The following is a 21,956-nucleotide window of genomic DNA, read 5'->3' on the forward strand; positions in this document are numbered from 1 at the left end:
TCACCCCGCGGCCCCGCGGCGCGCTCGAATCAGCCGGCCCCCGGGGGCGGGGCGGAGGCGCCGGTGTCGTGTTCTTCGACCGTGCCCCCGATTTTCGCGCTCAATTCCTGCATGAACGACTTGGACTTGGCCGACAGCGCCCATCGGTCGCCGACGAGATAGAGGCCGCCGTACATCTCGGCGTAGTCCAGCCACTCACGCTGTCCTTGCTCCGTCTGGAAATCGAGGAACACGTAGGGGATCCCGTCGCTGGTGCATTCCCCTTTCCGATAGTCCAGGGCCTTGAGGGTGATCTCGGCGGTGCAGCCGATGGTGGCCGCCAGTTGCTCCACGGTGTACGTCCGCGAAGCCCCGCCGCCGTTCTTCGGCCCGTCGTCCGCCTCGGCCGTTACACCGCATCCGGTGAGCGTGAGCGCCGAGGCGATGGCCAGCGACGACAGGACGACGACGCCGGTCGCGCCCGCTGATCCGCGTCGCGGACGGGAGAAGCCAGTCACGGGCTTGCCCTTTCTCATGGCTGATACGGCAACGAGGCCCGGTGCGGCCAGTCACCTGGACGCACCGGACCTTCTGCCTGACGACGACAGGGTCAACGACAGCGTCTGCCGCTGTTGATGCAGTCGACCACCTGCTGCATTTGCTGCTCGTTCATCAGGCTGATGAAGTCGCTGTGGTCGGTGATCGGTTTGTGCAGTTCTTCGGGGAAGCCGTCGACGGCGTAGTTGGGGCCCTGCGGCACGTTGTAGATGAGCCTGTGCTCGAGCGCCGGGATGGGCTGGAAGCCCTGCGGGCAGCTACCGTCGGCCTGGGGGAAGGTGACATGCGTCCGGTGGTTGGCGCTGTCGATGTTCTGGCCGTCCCAGCAGCTCTGGAAGTCGAAGACCCGTACGACCCTGCTGCCTCGCGGGCAGAGCGGGTACTTGTCGGTCAACTGGCGGTTCTCGAATCCGGTGCAGGTCCACCCGGCGTTGGGGTCGGCCCCGCCGACGCGGGCGTTACCGGTGATGATGCGGAGGAACTGCGGAGCCGGCACCACCTTGGCGGTCGGGTTGCCCTTGAAGGTGATCTGCACCGCCGCCGGGGTGAGGATCTTGCCGACGTTCAGGTCGAGGCCGCCGCCTCGCCGGTTGGCGTCGAACTCCCTCTGGCCCAGTGCCCTCAGCACGGGCCAGTAGTGCGTGGACTTGTCACCGTTGCGGCAGGTCGTACCGGCCGCCAGCAGGCTTTCGTTGGTGGACTGCGCGCTGGTGGACTCGTTGCCCACGTAGTCGTGTGTGTGCTGCGCGCCGTTGTTCACGCCGGGGGCCACGATGACGTTGTCGGAGTTGAAGATCCGCTGCTCGTTGCGCCCGCAGTCGACGCTGAAGGTTCCCCTGGAGCCGCTCCGCTGCGTACGGGGGGTGTTCACGTTCGGCCGCACCGAGCGGATGTCGACGAAGTCCGCACGTACGGGACCCCTGGCCGGGCCTCCGTTGTTGCCGTTGTTGTCTCCGCCTCCCGGATTGCGGCGCTCACAGGTCGCCAGGGTCCGCAGGCCGGCCGGTACCCGGGCGCCGGCACGCTGGAAGGCGATCGCGATCCGCTCCAGGGTCGCTTCCCGCTTGGCCTTCAGCGGGCCGAGGATCGCATTCTGCACGAAGTTCGAGCCGCCCCCGCTCGCTGAGCTCTCCAGTCGTCGATTGGCCTCGGCGATCTGGGCCTCCAACTGCTGCATGTTCCGCCGTACCTCGGCCTGGGCACGAGCGGGAATCTGCCCCAGCCGGCCCGCCACGGAGGGGCAGTTGATCTGGCCGGGGGCACCGGTCTGGCCCCCGTCGTTCTGGCCGAGACCGTTCTGGCCGTCGTCGTCCTGGCCGGTGCCGTCATCCTGACCGGTCCCATCGTCCGGGCTGGTCCCGTCGCCCTGGCCGGTGCCGTCATCCTGACCGGTCCCATCGTCCGGGCCGGTGCCATCGTCCTGACCGGTCTCATCGTCCGGACTGGTCCCGTCGCCCTGGCCGGTGCCGTCATCCTGGCCGGTGCCGTCGCCCTGGCCGTCATCGTCGTTCCCGGTGCCGTCGTCCTGCACCGTGCAGGTGGCCAGATCGTCCAGGCCGTCGGGGGCCTGGGCACCGGCACGCTGGAAGGCGATCTCGATCCGTTGGAGCGCGGCGGCTCGTTTGTCCCTCAGCGGGCCAAGGATCGCGTTCTGCACAAAGTTGGGCCCGCCCTGCCCCGCAGAGGACGCCAGCCGCCGATTCGCCTCGGCGATCTGGGTCTCCAACTGCTGCAAATTCCGCTGCACCTCCGCCTGCGCGCGAGCGGGGACCTGGCCCACGCTGTCCGCCACGTCTGGGCAGGAGATGGCCGGCGCCATGGCCGTACCCGATGCCCCGCTCGCCGCGTCGGCGGCGCCGGCGGTGAGGCCACCGCTCAGGACGGCCAGGGCCGTGAGGATCCCCGCCGTCCGTCTGCGCCTGCGGGAGCCATGCAGATGTCTCATCCAACACCTCTCTGCGTCTGCGGATGCGCCCGGTAGTGGAACCCGTCAGGCCGCATCCGCAAAAGGGTCGTGGCCGTCGTCATGACGAGATACGCGGGCTCAGCGCGTCCGGTTCGACACCACGTAGAAGCATGCGGGGACCTCGGCGGCGCGGGCGGGCTCGCCCGCGGAACATACCGGCGACATACCGCCCGTCCTTAGGGTGAATTTCGTTCCGCCGGTAATCCGGCAGGAGCGGGTTGTCGCCCACTGCGAGAGAAGGGGTACTCATGCAGGCTGTCGACGAGAAGAGCGTGGTCTGGTCGGAGCAGACCACGGATGAGGTGTTCGACCTGGTGATCGGCGATCTGGAGCTGGAGATTCCGCCGCTCGCGTCACCGACCAGCTCGGGCACCGGCACCGCTTGCGGAAGCTGCGCGAGCATCTACTGCTGCTGACGCATGCCGGGTGGCGCCGCTGCCGGCGGCGCCACCCGGCTGTGCTCCGCGCTCCGCAGCAACGAGTTGGGAGGGAAGTTTTGCTGGACGCGTCAGCGGACGTCGAGCCGCTCTGGGAGATCCACACCCCGGCCGGCGACGCCGATGAGGACCTTTCCGCCATACTCCCGCCGGTGGCGCGGCGATTGATCGGCGCGGTCCGCGGGGGCACGGCGGGTGGGCTGTTCCCCCCTGTCGTCACGGCCGGCCCTGAAGGCACGGTCAGGATCGACCGGTTGCTCGGTGGCGCGGCGGACGCGCGGATGCTCGCGCACGCGCTCACGGACCAGCGGTTCACGCCGCTGCTGACGATGCTGGAACGACTGGACGCCTGGTGCGTTCGCGCCACGCGCCGCTACTCGACGGTCGTGGCCGGTGGGGTGCTGGACGTCACCAACGCCGACCTCTTCGGGCCGATGGTGTCCGAGGCGTTCGTGGCGTGCGCGACCGGACGACCGCACTACGCCCGCGACCGGGTGGCGGAGTGGACGGAGCGTTGCCAGGCGTTTCTGACGCTCTTCCTCGACCGGTTGCAGCGGGACATGCGCACCTGCTGGCCCGGGGAACCGGCCTTCCAGGGACCCGTCACCGGCTTGTGGACCCATGGTGAGGAGACCCACAACGGCCGCCAACGGGTGTTACGGCTGGACTGCGCGGGCGGCGGCCGGGTCGCGTACAAACCGCGGCCGGCCTCCGGCGAGCTGCTGTTCACCGCGCAAGGCGGAGCCGGCTCGCCCGCCTCGGTGTTCGGCCTGCTCAACGACGCGCCCGCGGCGTCCGGTGAGGTCCGGCTGCCGGTGCTGTCGTGCTGGCCCGGCGCCGGCCCTGGTTACCTGTGGCAGGAATGGATCGAGCCGCCGGCGCAGTGGGGACCGATCCGCGCGTCCGGGGAGTGGCGGCTGACCGGCACCCGGCTGTCCCCGCGGGAGGCGGCGCGGTTCTGGCACCGGACCGGCTCGCTGGCCGCCGCGACGTTCGCCTTCGGGATCACCGACATGATCGGCGGCAACGTGGTGACCGGGACCAGGCCCGGCGAGCACGAACCGCTGCTGTATCCGATCGATCTGGAGATCTACTTCTGCCGGGTCTCCCGGCTCTACGACACGGGTCTGCTGCACGACCGGACCGCCGAGGTCGACCAGCACCACGTCGGGCTGGAGAGCAGCCCGCGATGGTGCAGCGCCGAGGGCCCGGCGGTGTGCTGGCATGCGGAGACGACGGGGGCGCTGCGCCTGTACCGCCGCCGGAAGCCCTGCACCAGGGAAGAGACCAGGACCGTCGTCGCGGACACCGGCGGAAGAGCCGGGTACGGCCCCTACCTGCCGGCCATGCTGCGTGGCATGTTCGACGCCTGGACCCTGATGTGCCGCCAGCGGCCGGCCATCCGGCGGTTCCTGTCGACCGCCGCCTCCGGCCACTACGTCCGGGTGCTGCGGCAGCCCACGTTCCGGTACTTCGACGCGCTGGTGCCGCGCTGGCTGTCCGGCGGCGGCGCCGCACCGGTGCCCGCCGAGCCCGGCGTCCACTTCGACCGGGCGGAACTCGACCAGCTCCGGCGTATGGACGTGCCCTACTTCGTTCGTTCGCTGGACGGTGGCCCGGTGCTGCGGATCGAGCCGCCGCCGCGATCGTTCGAGACGGCCGCGGTCGCGGCGGCTGCGGTCGAGACCGCCGCCGTCGCGGCCCGGCCGGAGCCCGAGGGCGGCTGGCCTCCGCTGCCGGAGCTGCTCGACGGCGCGAACCTGGAGCTGGCCGGTCTCGGAGTGGCGCTTCGGGACGCGGTGGAGCACGTGTTCGACGACGTGACGGAGCACGTCGTCACGGACGAGTCGCTGGGCGTCCGGCTGCACCTGCAGAGCCCGGCCGAGGGCCAGGTCGGCTTCGACTGGCCGGAGGTCGGCAGGCGGGTCACCTACATCTGGACCCGGGAGAAGGTACGTCTGCGCATCGACGCGGTGGACGCGCCTGAGGTCCCGGCCGAGCCGGCCCCGGCCGGTGAGGTCCGGCGCCGGCTGCTGCGGCTGGACCGGCTCGACGGCGCCATCCGGATGCCGTGGGCGGACGGCGGCATGGTCGACGACAGCGCCGAGCGCCGCCTGCGGACCCTGACCGACACCGGCATCGCCTGGCTGTCCAGGGTCGTGACCGAGCATGGGTGGCCGGGTCACACGATGGTGGGCGCCGCGGCGGCCGCGGCGGCCAGTCGCCTCGTGCAGCACGCGAGAGGGCATCTGGACTTCCGCCGGCGCTGCCTCGAGCTGATGCGGCAGGCTGCGGCGGGCGGCGATCTCCCGTGGCGGGAGGTCGCGTACCTGACCGACGAGTTGCGCCGCGCCGACGGGCTCCCCCAGGTGTACGGCACGAAGTTCGAGCCCGTGGCCGGGAGGCTGGAGCCGTACCCGATCGAGGAGCCGGACGACGTGGACCGGCGGCGCGCCGCGATGGGCATGGAGTCGCTGGCGGACTACACGGACCGGATCCGGCGGCGGTTTCCCCTGACGGCGAAGGAAGCATCATGACCACACTGATCCACGAGGTGTCCCAGGCGTCCGGCGACGTCGACTGGGCGCTGTTCGGGCGGCGGTACTGGGAGCGGCGGCCCGCCCGGCTGGGTGCACGTCCGCCGGTCGGCCTCGACCAGATCCACGCTCTCACCGTTCAGTCGTGTGCCCCGTTCCGTGCCGGCACCCGGTTCTGGGTGATGCCCGACGTCCGGTTCCTGGCCGGCGACGGCTGGCTGCGCGCGCCGGGCGAACTGCTGCCGGACGCCGCCGACCGGACCCTGGACGACTACTTCGACCGGCTGGACACCGACCTGTCCGGGCAGGGTCACCTGCTCACCGTCCGGCAGCCGTTGCTCCTGGACTACACGGTGTGGTCCGCGGTACGCGACGCGATCCGCGGGCTGTGGCAGGCGGTCGGCTGGCCGAACCTCCCGGTCGTCGCCGAGGTGCTGATCGGCGACCGGTTCACCCAGCACGCCGGCGCGGCCGAGGCGCCGGCTCACGCCGCGCTGACCTGGGTGCTGCGCGGGCGGATGGACGTACGGCTGTGGGACGAGCGGCGCGGTCCCCCGCCGGCCGCGATCGCCGACCCGGACCGGGACCTGGACGGTGTGGGGGCCATGAGCGCCGGCGCCGGGGAGTTGCTGTACTGGCCGGGCGACCAGCGGCACGTGGACACCTACCGCGAGCGGTGCGTGGCGCTGCGTCTGCGGATCCCGACCGACCGGCGGCTGCCGTTCACCGAGTTGCGGGACCTGCTCGCCGACCTGGTGCACGGCCGGCAGGGCAACGACGAGACCGTGCCGTACTTCCCGTTCGGGCCCGGTTCCCGCGTCGACGGGCCGGGCGGGGTGCTGCCCCACCTGTCCGCGCTCGGCGACGAGCTGCGCACGGTCGTGGACGGCGGGCGACTGCGCAGGATGCTGCGGGTCCGCTGGGCGGCGCTGCGTTCCGCGGCCGGTCTCGAACCGATTCCGGTGCCGCGCGAGGGCGTCCCGATGACGCCGCGGAGCCGGATCCACCGCTCGGGCGAGATCGTCCGGATGCCTGACGGGCCCGGACACGTGGTGTGGGCGATCAACGGGAACGTTTTCGCCCTGCCGGGAGCCGCGAGCGACCGGGTGTTCGCCGCGCTTCGCGACGGCGAGGAGACCGGCGTCGCCGAGGTGTGCCGCGCCGTCGGCGTCGCCGATGACGACGAGAACGTGCTCGCCCTGCTGGACAAGCTGTACCGGCTGCGCGGCATAGAGGTGGCCGAGACGGACGAGGTGCCCACGCGATGACGCTGACGATCGAGAAGTCGTTCGACTGGGACGTGTTCGTGCAGGACTACTGGGACCGGAGGCCGGTGCTGTACAAGCAGATCGGCGACGTGCCGTTCGCCGAGGCGGAGGTGTTCGAGGCCGCTGTGCTCGGCAGCCGGCCGCCCCATCCGCTCGCCGTGCCGGGAAACGTGCAACTCCTCGTGGAGCGACGGCAGCAGACCCGGCCGGGCGCGTACCTGCCGGAGCCGTCGGACCACTCGCTCGGCGGCTACGAGCGGCGCATGGCCGACCGGTTGCGGGGGCGGCGTTACGCCCTCGTGGTGCACCGCTTCCACTCCTTCTCCCACCCGTTGTGGACGCGCGCGCAGCGGTTCTACGCCGGCCTCTGGGAGCGGGTCGGTCAGCCGACGCACACCGCGGGCTCCACGATGTTCCACGGCTCCTACGAGCACAGCCCCGTCGGCGTGCACCAGGACCGCTTCGCCACCTTCATGTTCTGTGTACGGGGCACCAAGCGCATGCGGTTCTGGGACGAGCGCCCGTGGACGGATCCGGTGCACACGGTGCTGGACTACCAGCCGTACCTGGGCTCCTCGTTCGTCGCGGAGGTCGAGCCGGGAGACCTGCTGTACTGGCCGTCGCGGTACTACCACGTCGGGGAGAGCGCCGGCGAGGCACCGGCGACGAGTGTCAACGTGGGCATTCCCCGCCGCGAGCACCGGCCGTACTACGAGATCAAGGATCTGTTCCGGGGCACCACGCCGGCTGCGTCGGCCCCGCTCTTCTCCCCGGACGCCGGTCCGGGCGGGCAGTTGGCCGGTGAGCTGCCCGCGGCCCTGGCCGACTCCGTGGACGCCTTCATGGAGCTTCTGGACCGGGACCGGTTCGCCGCCCGGGCCACCGAGCTGGCCCTGCGGGTCAGAACGGCGGGCGGGTTCTGGCCGACCGAGCGGCCCGCCGGGCTTCGCCCGCTCGACGACGACACGCCCGTCCGCGCCTGCGCTCCCCTGCTGACCGCGCCCGGCGACGGCGCCCGCGGATACGCCGCGAACGGCAACGTGTCGTCCGGCGCGGCCGGCCTCGAAGCCCTCGCGGTGCTGGACCGGCTGAACGGCGGCGAGGTGGTACGCGTCGGTGACCTCCCCGAGCCGCAGCGCGATGAGGTCCGCCACCTGCTTCGGGAATTGGAGAGCTTCCGTGCCGTCACCCGCGTCGACACCGACTGACCAGGCACCGACTGACCAGGCACCGGCGCACCGGCAGGCGGCCGCCGCTCTCGTCGCCGAGATCGCGGACCGGCTGGCGGAGCCCGGCCGGGTGGCCGAGATCGCGGGCGCGCCCGACAACCTCATGCGTTATCCGGGCGACCCGCAACCGGTGTGGGATCCGCTGCTGCTCTCCGACGGTCACCCCGGGGTCGCGCTGCTGTTCGCGGAGCTGGCCGCGCGGGCGCCGGAGCTGCGCGGCCGGGCGCACGCGCACCTGTCCGCGGCGCTCGGCAGCGGGATCCGCTTGCTGCCGCAGTCGCTGTTCCACGGCATGGTGGCGCTCGCCCTGGCCGGGCACAGCGCGGCCACCGCGTTCGGCGGCTACGCCACGATGCTCGAAGGACTGGACCGGCACATCATCGACCAGGTCCGGGAACGCGCGCGAGCCGACCGGGAGCGGCTGCGCGCCGGAGCGCCGGTCGGCGCGTGGAGCCGCTACGACATCCTCGGCGGCACCGCCGGAATCGGCCGCTACCTGCTGGCGCGGCACGAGTCGGCCGCCGAGCCGGCCGCGCGGGAGGCGGCGGGGCTCGCCCTGACCGACGTGCTCGAATCGCTGGTGGCCGCGGCGACCGCCGGCGACATCGCGCGGCACGGCACCCGCCTGCCCGCGTGGTGGATCACCGAAGGACTCGAGCACGGCCTGGCCGAGCACGTCAACCTCGGTCTCGCGCACGGTGTCTGCGGACCGCTCGCGCTCCTCTCCGTCTCCTGGCGGTCCGGGGTGCGGGTGGAGCGTCAGGACGAGGCCATCGAGCAGATCATGGCGTTGCTGTCCCGCTGGCGCACGACCGACGAGGCCGGCCCGCGCTGGCCGCACCTGATCTCGCCGGCCCACATCGAGAGCGGGGAACCGCCGGAACGCGGGCGGGACTCGTGGTGCTACGGCGCCGCGGGTGCGGCCCGTGCCGTGTACCTGGCCGGCGCGGCGCTGGACCGCGCGGACTGGCGCGCCGACGCGCATGCCGCCCTTCGCGGTGCGCTGAGCGCGGCGAGCGACGAGCTGATTCATGACTCCGCGCTGTGCCACGGGTGGGCGGGGCTGCTCCAGATCGTGCTGCGCATGGCGCACGACGGCGCCGGCCCGGGCTACCACGCCGTAGCCGACGAGCTGGCGGTACGGGTGATGGACGGGTACGACCCGCGGGCGCCGTTCGGTTTCCGGTACCGGCACGCGCTCGCGGCACGCCCCCTCGACCGCCCCGGCTTCCTGGAGGGCGCCGCGGGCATCGCCCTCGCCCTCCACACGTACGCCACGGAGACCGTCCCGATCACGTCGTGGGACGGCGCGCTGCTGTTGAGCTGACGGGCCGGCACGCTCCCGCTGAAGACCGGAACCGAACGCATCCCCGCCGCCCGCTGATCCTGGTCGTGCTCCGCCTGAGCACGATGGTGGATCCTGGAGTCCTCCATGCTGGTCCTCGCCGGCCTGCCGCTCACCGCAGGGTCCCGGTCCGAGCTACCGGCAGGCGTCCCACGTGCCCGGCGGCACCCCCTGATCGCGCAACTCCCCTTTGACCACCTTCGTAGCGGCGTTCCTCGGCAGATCGTCGAGCACCCGCACGTACCGGGGAACGGCATGACGCGGCAGCCGGCCGGCACACCACGCGTGCACCTCCGACGCGCGGACCGTCGCCCCCGGCGCCGCCGTCACCGCCACCAGCACCTCCTCCTCGGTCAGCTCCGACGCCACCCCCACCGCCGCCACCTCCAGCACCCCCGGCATCGCGGCCACCACCTGCTCCACCTCCCAGCTCGCGATGTTCTCCCCCCGCCGCCGGATCACGTCGGCCCGGCGACCCGCGAAATAGAGGAACCCGTCCTCGTCGAGCCGGCCACGATCGCCCGTCGTGAACCAGCCGTCGCGCAGGACGTCCGCCGTCGCCGCGTCGTCACCCGCGTACCCACTGAAGATCATCGACTCCGCCGCCGGCCGGACCGTGATCTGCCCCACCTCACCGGCCGGCAGCCGGCGACCGTCCTCACCCCTGATCGCCACCTCGTACTCCGGCACCGGCCGCCCGGCCGAACCCGGCCGCCGCACCTCCGCCGTGCTCACCGCCACATCACCGAGCTCCGTGCACGCGTACGCCTCCAGCAACACCACCCCGAACCGATCCGCGAACCGCCGCGACAGCCCCGCCGGCGCCGGCCCCCCATAGGCCCGCCGCACCCGATGCCGCCTGTCCGGCCCCGCCGCCCGCTCCAGAATGGCCACCATGGCGCCCATGAAGTTGAACGCCGTGACGCCCTCCTCCCGGCAGATCTCCCAGAACCGCGACGCGGAGAACCGCGCGTGCGCCACCAGCGTCGCCCCCGACAGCAACGCCGGCAGCAGCCCCGCATGCCTGACGTTGATGTGATTCCACGGGAACACGTTGAACAGCACGTCTCCCGGCCCGTACCCCATGCTGACGGCCACCCGCCGCGCCTGCCGCACCCCCGCGAAATGCGGCAGCAACGCGCCCTTCGCCCGACCGGTGGTCCCCGACGTCGCCATCACCACGGCCGGATCCCCGGGTCCCGGGCGCCGAGCCGGAAGCCGGCCCGGTGAGGCGAGCAGATCGCCCATGCCGACCGCGCCCGGCACCTCGACCTCTTCCCGCTCGGCCACCAGCACCGTGCGCTCCGTCTCCGCGGCCAGCGCGACCAGGCCGGCATGGCCGCTGACCGCGTCCGTCCCGGCGATGAGCACGCGCGCCCCCGTGGCTGCGGCGAGCCGCCGCGCCGCGGCCGACGGCACGTCCAGCGCCAGCGGCACCTCCACCGCCCCCAGCCGCGCCAACGCGAACATCACCTCGACCAGCCGGGGGCCAGGCCGCAGACACGTCAGGACGCGATCACCAGGCGCCACCACACCGGCCAGCCCCCGCGCCACGGCCATCGCCCGGTCCCGGCACTCCCCGACACCGAGCGACGCGCCGTCCTCGAACCGCACCAGCGCCGCCTCCGGCGCCACGGCCGCGCGCCGCTCCAGCACGTCGAGCATCGTCTCCGGCGAGGCCGTGACGTCGTGCACGGTCGCGGGGGATGCCGTGACGTCGTGCATGCTCTCGGGGGATGCCGTGACACCGTCCATGTTCTCCCTCATCGCCGCTCCGGTCAGGCCGGGGTCGTCTCCGCGGCGGTTTTCCCGAGGTCCTTCATGACGACGCCGGCCTTCATCACGATCTCAATGCGTGAGGGATCCGCCAATGCCCGTATCTCACTCAGCGGATCGACGCCGGTGACCACGAGATCGGCGATCTTGCCCGCTTCCAGGGTGCCCACCTGGTCGGAGATGCCGAGCAGCTCGGACGCGGTCCGCGTCCCGGCGACGACGGCGTTCATCGGGGACATGCCGAGCTCGACGAGATGGCCGAGCTCGCGCAGGTTCTGCCCGTGCGGGCAGACGCCGGCATCGGTGCCCAGCGCGATCTTGGCTCCGCGCTCGATCGCGTGGCCGATGTTCGTCTTCGTGATCTCGGACCACCGCACCTTCTTCTCGTAGTGGTACGGCTCCATGATCTCCTTGTCGATCGCGAACACGGTCGACAGGGTCGGGACGAGGAAGGCGCCGCGCTCCTCCAGCAGGTCGAGGCCCTCGTCATCGATGCCGTACCCGTGCTCGACACTGGTCACCCCGCCCCTGAGGGCGGTCAGGATCCCCTTGCGGCCCTGCGCGTGCGCGGCGACCGGCTTGCCGCCGTGCCGGTCGAGCTCGTCCACGATCGCCCGCACCTCCTCCAGGCGCAGGCCCTCGTCGTCGGGATGGTCGTGCCTGCTTCCCATGCCGCCGGTGGTGCAGATCTTGACGAGGTCGGCCCCTTCGCGGAGCACCAGGCGCGTCGCCTTGCGGACCTCGTCGACGGTGTCGGCTATCTCGATCAGCTCGGGCACGGTGAGCGCGACCCTGCCGCCGTGCAGATGCATGTCCCCGTGGCCCGCCGTGTGACTGATCGGGCTGACCGCCAGCCTCAGGCGCGGGCCGGGCATCAGCCCGCGGTCGATCGCCTCGCGGAAGCCCTGGGACAGCCCACCGAGATCGCGCGCGCTGGTGACACCGGCCTCGAGCGTCGCCCGGATCCGCGCGGCCGACTCCAGGACGATCAGCGCCGGATCGTTCCGGAGGGCGTGGAACGGGCCGTTCCTGAGAGTGAAGCCCAGATGGACATGGCAGTCGATGAATCCGGGCAGCAGCGTCTTGCCCCGTAGGTCACGGACGTCCGCGTCACGCCGGTCCGGGGCCTCGGCCGAGGGTCCGGCGAACGCGATGACGCCGTCCGTGGTCACGTCGAGAACGCCGTCCTCGACGGGCGGCGCCCCCGTACCGTCGATGATCCTGACGTTGCTGAGCCGGAGGTTTCGATGAAGCGTCAAGCGGCGTCCTTCCGATGCCGAGGTTGGATGTCGAAGCCGGGTGCGCCCGGGACCGAGTCGAGCAGGGTCCGTGTGTAGTCGTGCTGCGGGCGCTGGTAGAGATCCGCGGCCGGACCCTGTTCGACGATGTCGCCGCGGTAGAGCACCACGACCTCGTCACTCACCTGCCGGACGACCGCGAGGTTGTGCGAGATGAAGACCATGGTCAGGTTGAGCTCGCGACGCAGCTTCGCGAGGAGGTTGAGGATCTCCGCCTGGACCGAGACGTCGAGCGCCGACGTGATCTCGTCGGCGATCACCACCTCGGGCCGGATCATCAGGCCGCGGGCGATGGCGACCCGCTGCCGCTGCCCGCCGGAGCATTCGTGGGGATGGCGGCCGATGGTGTCGGCCGGCATCCTGACGGTTTCGAGCCAGTGGACGATCTCGTCCGCGTGCTTCTTCACGTTGGCCCGGCGTGGGTCCAGGGCCTCGGCCAGCGCCTCGCCGATCGTGCGGCGGGGATCGAGCGAGGAGTAGGGGTCCTGGGGGATCATCTGGACCTTCCGCCGCATCGCCCGGCGGTCCGCGCCCCGCGCTGAGGACACGTGCACGCCGCCGATCCTGACGCTGCCCGCCGTCGGCCGGACGAGTCCGACCAGCGCCTTGGCCAGCGTCGACTTGCCGGATCCCGACTCGCCGACGACACCGACCGTACGGCCCGTGGCGACCTCCATCGTGATGCCGTGCAGGACGCGTGTGGCGTTCCTTCCCCAGCCGTAGCCCACCTCGAGGCCGCTGACCTCGACGGCGATCTCCTCATCCATGCGAGTGCTCCTTCGTGCGCTCGGGGGGCGGCGTGACGCCGATGTCCGGAGTGGCGCGCAGCAGTGCCCTCGTGTACGGATGGCGGGCGGTCTCCACGGTGAGGTCCCCGGCGGCGATCTCTTCGACGATCTCGCCGTCGTACATCACGATGACGCGATCACACAGCGCACGCACCACTCCGATGTCGTGCGTGATGAACATGATCGCGGCGCCGGACTCGCTGTTGACGCGCTTGAACTCGCGCAGGATCTCCGCCTGGACGGTCACGTCCAGGGCCGTCGTCGGCTCGTCCGCGATGATCAGGCGCGGTTCGACGGCCAGCGCGGTGGCGATCATCGCCCGCTGGCGCATGCCGCCCGAGAGTTCGTGCGGATGCTGCTTCATGCGGTGCTCGGGCCGGGTCATGTGGACCGTCCGCAGCGCGTCGAGCACGCGGTTCCTGGCCGCCCGCGCGCTGAGGCCCTTGTGGGTGCGCAGCACCTCGGTGAGCTGGGTGCCCATGCGGAGCGCGGGGTTGAACGTCGAGCCCGGGTCCTGGTAGACGAGGCTGACCGCCTCCACCATGAGCGCCGGCGGCACGGGCCGGCGCAGGTCGAGGTCGCCGATGGACATGCGGGCGGCCGTCGAGGTCAGGCCGTCCGGCAGGAGCCGCGCGAGCGACATCGCGGTGAGGGTCTTGCCCGAGCCGCTCTCGCCGACGATGCCGACGATCTCGCCTTGCCCGATGCCGAAGGAGATGCCCTTGACCAGCGCTTTTCCGCCCGAGTGGATCCACAGGTCGCGGACGTCGGCGAGCCGCCCGCTCTGCGGCTGCGCCCCGTCCGACGCGGTGGGACGCGCTTCGGCCGGGCCCGCAGCCGCGCGCCCCCGGGGGTTCGCCGCCGCCGCGAGCCCGTCGCCGACCAGGACCGCCGCCAGCCCGGTCAGGATGATGAGGACGGCCGGGCCCGCCATCTGGAAGGGCCGGCCCGCCAGGAGCGACGGCAGGGCCTCGTTCAGCAGCTTGCCCCAGTCATAGGAGGGCGACTGGACGCCGAGCCCCACGAACGAGAGCGCGGAGATGGCCGTGAGCGTGGCCGCGAACGTCGACGCCGACAGCACGAGCAGCGGTTCCGCCATGTTCGGCAGCATGTGCCTGACCGCGATCCGGCCGTGGCTCACGCCGAGCAGGCGGGCGGTCGAGACGTACTCCTGTTGTGACGTCCCGGCGGCGAGGTTCGCGGTGAGGCGCGCGAAATAGGGGATGCCGGACACCCCGATGGCGATCACCGCGGCGGAGCCGCCCGCGCCGAGCACGGCGGCCACGACGAGCGCGAGCAGGAGCCCGGGGAAGGCCACCATCGCGTCGATCACGCGCAGGCAGATCTCCCTGGCCCAAGGCCGTACGAGCCAGACGCCGGTGCCGAGGACCACCCCGGAGAGCACCGCCATGGCCGTCGCCGCCACCGTCATCAGCAGGGTGAGGCGGGTGGCGACCAGGCTGCGCAGCAGGACGTCGTGGCCGGCCGCGTCGGTTCCGAGCCAGTGGCCGGCCGAGGGCGGGGCGAAGCGCGGGCCCAGCGCGTTCGCCTGGCCGACGAACAGGATCGGGGCCAGCACCGCGATCAGCACCATGACGCCCAGCAGGACCAGGCCGAGCACGAGTCCGGGGTTCCAGCGGTGGAACCGGCTACGCGGAGACATGCGATCCTCCGAGGGTCCGTGGGTCGATCAGTCCGAGCAGGACGTCGACGAGGAGGTTGACGAGCGCCGCGATCATGCCGATGACCAGCACCATGCCCTGGATGACCGGATAGTCGCGGTCGAGGATGGCCTTGATGATGCCGCTGCCGAGGCCCGGCAGCGCGAACACCGATTCGATGATGATCGCGCCGCCGATCATGCCGGTCAGGATCAGCCCGCTCAGGGTGAGCGTGGAGGTGAGCAGGTTCGGCAGCGCCCATCGGACGTGGCGCCGGAGGGCGGGCAGCCGCCAGCCCCGGGCCGTCCTCATGTAGTCGGCGTCGAGCACGACCGCCATCTCGCGGCGGACGACCCTGGAGATGGTGCAGACCGGGCCGATCGCGATCGCCGCGACCGGAAGGACGAACGACGCCGCCCCGAAGCGGGGCGTGTAGGCCGGCGGGAGGAGCGGCACCAGCCCGATGCCGAGGGCGAACATCACCACCAGGAACGACGCCATGATGTAGCCCGGGATCGAGTCGAGGAAACCGGTGACCATGCCGAAGGCCACGTCCATCCACTTCCGGCGCCCGCCGCGCGTGAGCACGCCGACGGCCATGCCCAGCGGGACCGAGATCAGCAGCACGACCAGGATCCCGGCCACCGCGATGGTCGCGGTGAAGGGCAGGCGGTTCACGACGATCGTCTCCACCTGCTGCCGGTACATGAACGACGTGCCGAGGTCACCGGACAGGACTCCGCCCACGTGGTCGAGGAATCGCTGCCAGATCGGCTGGTCGAGTCCCAACTCGCTCCTGACGCGCTGGACGTCGGCCAGATCGGCGTTGGCCCCGGCGACGCCGACCGCCGGGTCGCCGGGGATGAGCTGGACGATCAGGAACGACACGACGAGCAGCGCGAGGAAGATCGCGACGAGGCCGGCGAGCCGCCGCCCGGCGAACCGGAGCCAGGCGGAGGAGAGCCGCGGCGGGCTCGGACGTCCGGCTGCCCGGGATCCGGTGAGGGGCTCCGGCGACCGGGTGTCCGGAGCACGTGGGGAATCGAGAGAGGCCATGACTGACGCGCCTTCCGGCTACTTGAGGATGCGGAGGGTGGCGGGGTCGAGGTAGTCGTCGAAGGTCCGGATGCCGAATCCGTCGGCGGCGACCGTCGTGGAGGGCAGCGTCGACAGCGGGACGGCGTCGACGCGCTCGAGGAACGACTTCTGCGCGGACTGGAGGGCGGCGCACTGCGCGTCACGGTCGATCTCGCTCATGGCCTGGATGACGAAGCCGTACCCCTCCTTGTTGACCTCTCCCGTCTTGTTGCGGCCACCGTCCTCCGTCGCCGGGCCCATCACGCGGAGCAGGGAGGAGGTGAGGGTGCCCATCTGGTTGTTGTCGCCCTGGACGTTGATGTCCCAGTCCGTGCCGCCGGCCGTGGTGAGGGTGGCCCAGTTGGCGTTGTCGAGCGAGTCGACGGTCACGGTGGCACCGGCGTTGCGCAGCGCCTCGGCGATGTAGTCGTTGCCGCCCCGCAGCAGGGTGGTGCCGACGATGCGGAAGCGGACCCCGGCGAGTTTCTTGGCGGCGGCCGGATCCGGGGCCTTCAGCAGCGACCGGTCGGTGTTGACGCAGGCGAGCTTGGCCGATCCGACCGACAGCATCGTGCTGCCCTGCTTGCCGCTGATGATGTCGCTGAAGGCCTGCGGGTCGACGGCTTGGGCCACCGCTGCGCGCAGGTCCGGCCGATCCGCGAACACCGTTCCCGGGCGTTCGTTGAACAGCAGGTACGTCGTGGTGTTCGAGGCGCTCGACGTGCTGAACCCGGCGTTGCCGTCGAACCGGGCCACGTTCTCGTCGGCGACCACACCGACGTCGAGGCTGCCGGCGAGCAGTTGGGTGGCGATCGTCGCATAGTCGGTGATCGGCGTGAGGTTGAGTTTCTTGGCGGCCACGCCCTCCAGGGGCTTGGCGAACGTGGGCCAGGCCGCATAGCCCTCACGCAACGTCAGCTCGTAGGACACGGCGGGCTGCGACGAGGTCAGGGTGTAGGGGCCGGAGAACGCCCCGGCGACCTTCCCCGCCGCGAGGCCCTTGACGTCGCTCAGGCCCGCCGGGCACACGATCCCGGTCTGCGGCAGCGTCAGCCCGGTGAGGAAGTCCGACCACGGGGCCGACAGCGCGGCCTTCACCGTGCCGGCCCGGTCGTCGGCGGTGAACGTCGCCGTGGCCGATCCGAGGGCCAGGGTGCGGGCCGAGGAGCCCGTCTCCTTCGAGGCGAACCGCGTCAGCGAGGCCGCGACGACCGACGGCGTGATCGGGGTGCCGTCCGAACAGGAGAGCCCGCCGCGGATGGTGAAGGTGTAGTGCGCCGCGTCCTCCGCGCGCCACGAGGACGCGATCCCACCGGCGAGGGTGTTGCCCGAGTCCTTGCGCACCACGGTGTCGAACAGCAACCGTGCCACGGTGAAGTCGTCGCCGCCCTTGGCCAGCGCCGGATCGAAGGTCGCCGGATCGGTGTTCAGGGACATGTTGACGGTGTCGGTGGTCTCCGCACCCGCACCCGCCCCCGCACCGCAGCCGACCGCTCCCAGTCCCGCTGCGGCCACCACCGTCATCGCCAGAATCGATTTGCGAAACACCAATCCTCCAGGTGCAGCCGCGAAAAGGAATGGCGCCGAGCCTAGGTCGTACGTGCCGGTCAGCGGCCTTCTGGGAGCCACCGCGCAAGGAATTGGGCGATGGGGCGGCTCGGACGCACGATCCTTCCGGAAAACCCGCCACGAAGGGTTTCCGCTGCGTTACGGGCGCCTTCACGTAACTGTCGCACTGCCCGGTCAGCGAGCCGATCTTGTGGCGGTGCCCACCCTAGATGCGCACGATTGTGGGCAAACCTCACCATTCCGTGCATGATGGGCGGCATGGTCGACGGGCTTGACTTTCAGATCATCAACGCACTCCAGATCCATCCTCGTGTCTCATGGGCCCAGCTCGGGAGGATTCTCCGGGTTGATCCTTCGACGATCTCACGTCGCTGGTCGGCGCTCACCCGGGAGCGGCAGGTGTGGACGAGCTGCTTCGAGGCCGACGGGCCGCGCTCCACCGAGCGGGAGATCTCGGCCCTGGTCGAGATCCGGTGCGCCCCCGGCCGCCGCGCCGACGTGATCGCCGAACTCGGCCGGCAGGGGCCCATCTTCAGCGTGCACTGCACCTCGGGTCCCCGTGACCTCTACATCATGATCTCGACGCGCAGCCTGCTGTCCATGGACCGCTACATCGACGAGCACATCGCCGTGATCCCCGGCATCGTCGGCACCCGGACCCACTACCTGCGACGCATCTTCCTCGAAGGGTCGGGCTGGCGGCTCAACGTGCTCTCCGACGAGCAGGCCGAGGCCGTACGCCTCCTGCGGCCGTCCGAACCGCCCGAACAACGCCGGCCCGCCTACCCCGACGTCATCGCCGCGCTCAGCACGGACGTGCGCCGCACCGCCGCCGACATGCAGCGAGAGCTGGGCCGCTCGATCTCCGTGATCTCCCGGGACATCGACGCGCTGCTCGCGGCGGACTGGGTCAGATGGCGCGTCGACTTCGCGCACACCCTCATGGGCTGGTCGGCGGCGGCGGTGTTGTGGCTCGACGTCCGGCACTCCGACCTCGAACGCTTCGTCGCCTCGCTGCGGTCGCTCAACCACGTGCGGATGTGCGCGTCGGTCACCGGCGAGGCCAACCTGGCGGTCTTCCTCTGGTTGCACAATCTTCAGGAGCTGGACGAGATCGAGGGCAGGCTGGCGGCGGTGTTCCCGACGGTGCTGGTCAAGGACAGGTGGATCGTGCCGAGGATCGCCAAGCGCACGGGCTACATCCTCGATCTCGACAGCCGGCGCCTGCGTTACGTGCCGGTCGGCAGCCAGCCGGTGTTCGAGGACTAGCGACCCGCGACTTCGTGCAGACCTCGCGCGCAAACGTGGTGTTTCATGCGGGATCGCACGTGATCGGCCTCGATTCGCGGCACCTTGCCTAGCCTGAGCGAAGCGGCCGCCCGGCCGCCGATCATCGTGACGGAAAGAGGGCTTGTGGACTTCGCGCAGCTCAAGGCATTTCGGCGAGAACTGCACCGGAATCCGGAACCCGCTTTCGTGGAGATCGGGACCGCCGCCCGGATCGCCCACGCCATCGAGGGCCTGCCGGTGACCGTCCTGACCGGGAAGGACGCCCACCTCCTCTCCCCCGTCGTGAACTACCCGTCGCCGCACACGCTCGACGCATGGGAGGCTCGCGCGATCGACTCCGGCGTTCCGGCCGAACGCGCCCGATACTTCCGGGAGAACGGCACCGCGCTGGTCGTCGACCTGGCCGGCCTCCGGCCGGGCCCGCGCTGGGGTCTGCGCGCCGACATCGACGCGCTGCCGATGCGGGAGTCGGCCGATCCGGCCCACTTCCCGGCCGCGAACGGCTTCGCCGCGGTGAACGGCGCGATGCACGCGTGCGGCCACGACGCGAACTCCACCATCGGGGTGGGCCTGCTGCACCGTCTCGCGGACCGCGACTTCGCGGGCTCGCTGCGGGTCCTGTTCCAGCCCGCCGAAGAGGGGGTACGGGGAGCGCAGACGATGATCGACGCCGGGGTCGCGGACGACATCGACACCATGCTCGCCGTGCACATGGCGGGCGACATGGCCGTCGGCTCGGTCGTGGGCAGCTTCACCGGCGGCCTGGCCACCCGCAAGCTCAAAGTCGACTTCACCGGCGAGGCCTCCCACGCCGCCGGTTCGCCGGAGACCGGCCGCAACGCGCTGCTCGCCGCCGCCATGTCCGCGCTGGCCATCATGGCCCTCCCGCGCTTCAGCACCGCCGACACCCGGCTCAACGTCGGCACGCTCGTCGCCGGTGACGGCGTGAACATCGTGCCGTCCACGGCGGTGATGACGTGCGAGGCGCGCGCCACCGCCGACGAGGTCGCCGACGAGCTGGTCGGCCGCATCTGGTCCGTCGTGGAAGGGGCCGCCCGCACCCAGGGCGTGGAGGTGGCGCTCGCCGTGATGGGCCGGTCCACGACCGTGACCCCCGACGACGAGCTGGTCGACCGCATCGTCGAGGTGGCCGGGACGCGTGCCGGCATCGTGGAGGTTATCCGGACCAGGGAGTTCTCCGGAAGCGACGATGCCAACCTGCTCATCCGGCATGTGCAGCAACGCGGAGGCCAGGGCGCGTACCTGATGGTCGGCACCGGCAGCCCGGGGCCGCACCACAGTGCGAGCTTCGACGTGACGGAGGAGTCGATCCCGATCGGCATCGACATCCTCGAATCGCTCATCCGCGCCGGTGGCGCCGGCTGAGCCTGCCCCCTCCCTCCCGGGCGGCGGTCGGCGGCTCCACCCTCAGCGTGCGCGACACGCCGCTCCTGACGGGCGGGGGTGACCGCTACCGGACAAGTTCCCGCGCTTCTCCTACGCTTGCGGTTGACGTAGCTTCGCGAGCACCGGATACCCGAGGAGGGACATGTTCCCGCGCTCGATCAGGCGTGCCGCGATGGCCGCCGTCCTATCCCTGACATTCGCCGTACCCCTGCCCGCCACCGCCGCGGACCGCGGCCCCGGCGCACCCGGCGTCGGAGACGCCTACTTCCCCGACTACGGGAACGGGGGCTACGACGTCAGGCACTACCGCCTCAAGCTGGGCTACCAGCCGGGCGCCGACCGGCTGGAGGGTCAGGCGACCTTGCTGGCCACCGCCTCGCAGACGCTGACGCGCTTCAACCTCGACTTCCTGCTGGACGTGCGGACGGTCAAGGTCAACGGCGCGACGGCCGCCTTCGCCAGGACGGGCGCGCACGAACTGGTGATCACTCCGGCCCGCGCCCTGCCCAGGTTCCTGCCGTTCACCGTCGAGGTGACCTACGCGGGCACCCCCGGCTCCATCGAGGTGCCCGGCGTCGTCCGGCCGTGGATCAAGCGCGCCGACGGCGCGCTCGCGCTGGGCGAGCCGGAGATCGCCTGGTGGTGGTATCCGAGCAACGACCACCCGGCGGACAAGGCCACGTTCGACATCACGGTCACCGTGCCCGAGGGCAAGCAGGCGATCAGCAACGGCGTTCTCGCCTCCCAGCGCACCTCGCGCGGCAGGACCACGTTCCGCTGGCTGATGGACAAGCCCATGGCCACCTACCTGGCCACGCTCTACATCGGCGACATCGAGGTGCGCAGGGCCCGCTCGTCCACCGGTCTGCCGGTGACCACCGCGTACGACAGGACGCTCGGCCCGCGGCTGGAGTTCGCGAAGGCCAGCGTCGAACGCACGGCCGAGATCATCGAGTGGGAGTCGAGCGTCTTCGGCCGCTACCCGTTCTCCTCGATGGGCGGCTCGGTCGTCAACGAGAACGTGGGCTTCGCGCTGGAGACCCAGACGCAGCCCGTCTACGACTCGATCTTCTTCGAGTCCGGACCTGACATCGGCGTCGTGGTCCACGAGAACGCCCACCAGTGGTTCGGTGACAGCGTCGCGCTCGAACAGTGGCGCGACATCTGGCTGAACGAGGGTTTCGCCACCTATGCCGAGTGGCTGTGGTCCGAGAAGGAGGGCACCGGCACCGCCGCCGAACTGGCCAACTTCATCTACGACGGCATCCCGGCCGACCACCCCCGGTTCTGGATCACGGTTCCGGGCGATCCGGCCCCGGCCTCGCTCTTCTACGCCTCGGTCTACTGGCGTGGCGGCATGACCCTGCAGGCGCTGCGCGGCGAGGTCGGCGACAAGGACTTCTTCGCCATCCTCAAGGCCTGGGCCAGGATCAAGCAGCACGGCAACGGGAACACCGCCGAGTTCATCTCACTGTCGGAGCGGATCTCCGGCCGGCAGCTCGACTCGCTCTTCCAGACCTGGCTGTACGAACCCGGCAAACCGGCCGACCCGCCCGCGGCGGTCACGGCCCAGACCCAGGCCCGGACAGGACCTCCGGCCTCCTACGAAAGCCACAAGAGGCTCCACGACCTGCTGCACGGCCCCGCCTGACAGACCCCGCCCAGCGCGCGACGCCGAGCGCCGGGCTCGGACGCGACGGAGCTCCCGCGCCGAACGGTGGCCTGGATCGGCACCGCTCGGGCGGGAGCTCCGTCGCTCTTCCGGCTGACC

Annotated in this window: 16 protein-coding genes; 8 read left to right on the forward strand and 8 right to left on the reverse strand. The window is 71.3% G+C overall.

Annotation, left to right across the window (positions count from 1 at the left end):
- Positions 1-29: 29 nt before the first annotated feature.
- Together AB0I15_RS49485 and AB0I15_RS49490 are read right to left on the reverse strand one after the other, a co-directional pair.
- The gene (locus AB0I15_RS49485) at positions 30-515 is read right to left on the reverse strand and encodes a hypothetical protein (RefSeq protein WP_358113223.1); all 486 of its coding nucleotides are present in this window, start codon (positions 513-515) and stop codon (positions 30-32) included.
- A 74-nt stretch (positions 516-589) separates the two neighbouring features.
- Positions 590-2,482 carry a DUF1996 domain-containing protein gene (locus tag AB0I15_RS49490; protein ID WP_358113225.1) on the reverse strand — a complete coding sequence of 631 codons (1,893 nt, stop codon included), beginning with the start codon at positions 2,480-2,482 and terminating at the stop codon, positions 590-592.
- A gap of 269 nt (positions 2,483-2,751) precedes the next feature.
- Between AB0I15_RS49490 and AB0I15_RS49495 the strand changes: the two genes are divergently transcribed.
- The 5 genes from AB0I15_RS49495 to AB0I15_RS49515 all read left to right on the forward strand — a co-directional run bounded on the left by AB0I15_RS49495 (position 2,752) and on the right by AB0I15_RS49515 (position 9,301).
- Positions 2,752-2,919: a hypothetical protein gene (locus AB0I15_RS49495; RefSeq protein ID WP_358113227.1), complete on the forward strand. Its 168-nt coding sequence runs from the start codon at positions 2,752-2,754 to the stop codon at positions 2,917-2,919.
- Between the two features lie 80 nt (positions 2,920-2,999).
- Positions 3,000-5,477, forward strand: coding sequence for a DUF4135 domain-containing protein (locus AB0I15_RS49500; protein ID WP_358113229.1), 2,478 nt, complete (start codon positions 3,000-3,002; stop codon positions 5,475-5,477).
- A complete protein-coding gene (locus AB0I15_RS49505) occupies positions 5,474-6,745 on the forward strand; it encodes a hypothetical protein (protein WP_358113230.1) in 1,272 nt (423 codons plus the stop codon). The genes AB0I15_RS49500 and AB0I15_RS49505 overlap by 4 nt, the downstream gene beginning before the upstream one ends.
- Positions 6,742-7,953 carry a cupin domain-containing protein gene (locus tag AB0I15_RS49510; protein WP_358113232.1) on the forward strand — a complete coding sequence of 404 codons (1,212 nt, stop codon included), beginning with the start codon at positions 6,742-6,744 and terminating at the stop codon, positions 7,951-7,953. The genes AB0I15_RS49505 and AB0I15_RS49510 overlap by 4 nt, the downstream gene beginning before the upstream one ends.
- Positions 7,925-9,301, forward strand: coding sequence for a lanthionine synthetase C family protein (locus AB0I15_RS49515; protein ID WP_358113234.1), 1,377 nt, complete (start codon positions 7,925-7,927; stop codon positions 9,299-9,301). The genes AB0I15_RS49510 and AB0I15_RS49515 overlap by 29 nt, the downstream gene beginning before the upstream one ends.
- Before the next feature lie 153 nt (positions 9,302-9,454).
- On the opposite strand, the gene AB0I15_RS49520 is transcribed toward AB0I15_RS49515, so the two are convergent.
- Genes AB0I15_RS49520 through AB0I15_RS49545 form a run of 6 tightly spaced genes read right to left on the reverse strand, consistent with a single transcriptional unit; the run spans position 9,455 to position 17,467 of the window.
- Positions 9,455-11,074: an AMP-binding protein gene (locus AB0I15_RS49520; RefSeq protein WP_358113236.1), complete on the reverse strand. Its 1,620-nt coding sequence runs from the start codon at positions 11,072-11,074 to the stop codon at positions 9,455-9,457.
- A gap of 23 nt (positions 11,075-11,097) precedes the next feature.
- Complete coding sequence (locus AB0I15_RS49525; protein ID WP_358113238.1) at positions 11,098-12,354, reverse strand: amidohydrolase family protein; 1,257 nt, start codon at positions 12,352-12,354, stop codon at positions 11,098-11,100.
- On the reverse strand, positions 12,351-13,160 hold the full coding sequence (locus AB0I15_RS49530; RefSeq protein WP_358113240.1) for an ABC transporter ATP-binding protein: 810 nt from the start codon (positions 13,158-13,160) through the stop codon (positions 12,351-12,353). The genes AB0I15_RS49525 and AB0I15_RS49530 overlap by 4 nt, the downstream gene beginning before the upstream one ends.
- Positions 13,153-14,844, reverse strand: a complete 1,692-nt coding sequence (locus AB0I15_RS49535; protein WP_358113242.1) for a dipeptide/oligopeptide/nickel ABC transporter permease/ATP-binding protein — start codon at positions 14,842-14,844, stop codon at positions 13,153-13,155. The genes AB0I15_RS49530 and AB0I15_RS49535 overlap by 8 nt, the downstream gene beginning before the upstream one ends.
- On the reverse strand, positions 14,831-15,898 hold the full coding sequence (locus AB0I15_RS49540; RefSeq protein ID WP_358113244.1) for an ABC transporter permease: 1,068 nt from the start codon (positions 15,896-15,898) through the stop codon (positions 14,831-14,833). The genes AB0I15_RS49535 and AB0I15_RS49540 overlap by 14 nt, the downstream gene beginning before the upstream one ends.
- 18 nt (positions 15,899-15,916) lie before the next feature.
- Positions 15,917-17,467, reverse strand: coding sequence for an ABC transporter substrate-binding protein (locus tag AB0I15_RS49545; protein ID WP_358113246.1), 1,551 nt, complete (start codon positions 17,465-17,467; stop codon positions 15,917-15,919).
- 279 nt (positions 17,468-17,746) lie between these two features.
- Between AB0I15_RS49545 and AB0I15_RS49550 the strand changes: the two genes are divergently transcribed.
- The 3 genes from AB0I15_RS49550 (at position 17,747) to AB0I15_RS49560 (ending at position 21,836) form a co-directional block, all read left to right on the forward strand.
- Positions 17,747-18,757, forward strand: a complete 1,011-nt coding sequence (locus AB0I15_RS49550; RefSeq protein ID WP_358113248.1) for an Lrp/AsnC family transcriptional regulator — start codon at positions 17,747-17,749, stop codon at positions 18,755-18,757.
- A 144-nt stretch (positions 18,758-18,901) separates the two neighbouring features.
- Positions 18,902-20,164: an amidohydrolase gene (locus tag AB0I15_RS49555; RefSeq protein WP_358113250.1), complete on the forward strand. Its 1,263-nt coding sequence runs from the start codon at positions 18,902-18,904 to the stop codon at positions 20,162-20,164.
- 163 nt (positions 20,165-20,327) lie between these two features.
- Positions 20,328-21,836 carry a M1 family metallopeptidase gene (locus AB0I15_RS49560; RefSeq protein ID WP_358113252.1) on the forward strand — a complete coding sequence of 503 codons (1,509 nt, stop codon included), beginning with the start codon at positions 20,328-20,330 and terminating at the stop codon, positions 21,834-21,836.
- The last annotated feature ends 120 nt before the right edge of the window (positions 21,837-21,956 follow it).

It is taken from the genome of Nonomuraea sp. NPDC050643 (genome assembly GCF_040654715.1).
Taxonomy (GTDB): Bacteria; Actinomycetota; Actinomycetes; order Streptosporangiales; family Streptosporangiaceae; genus Nonomuraea.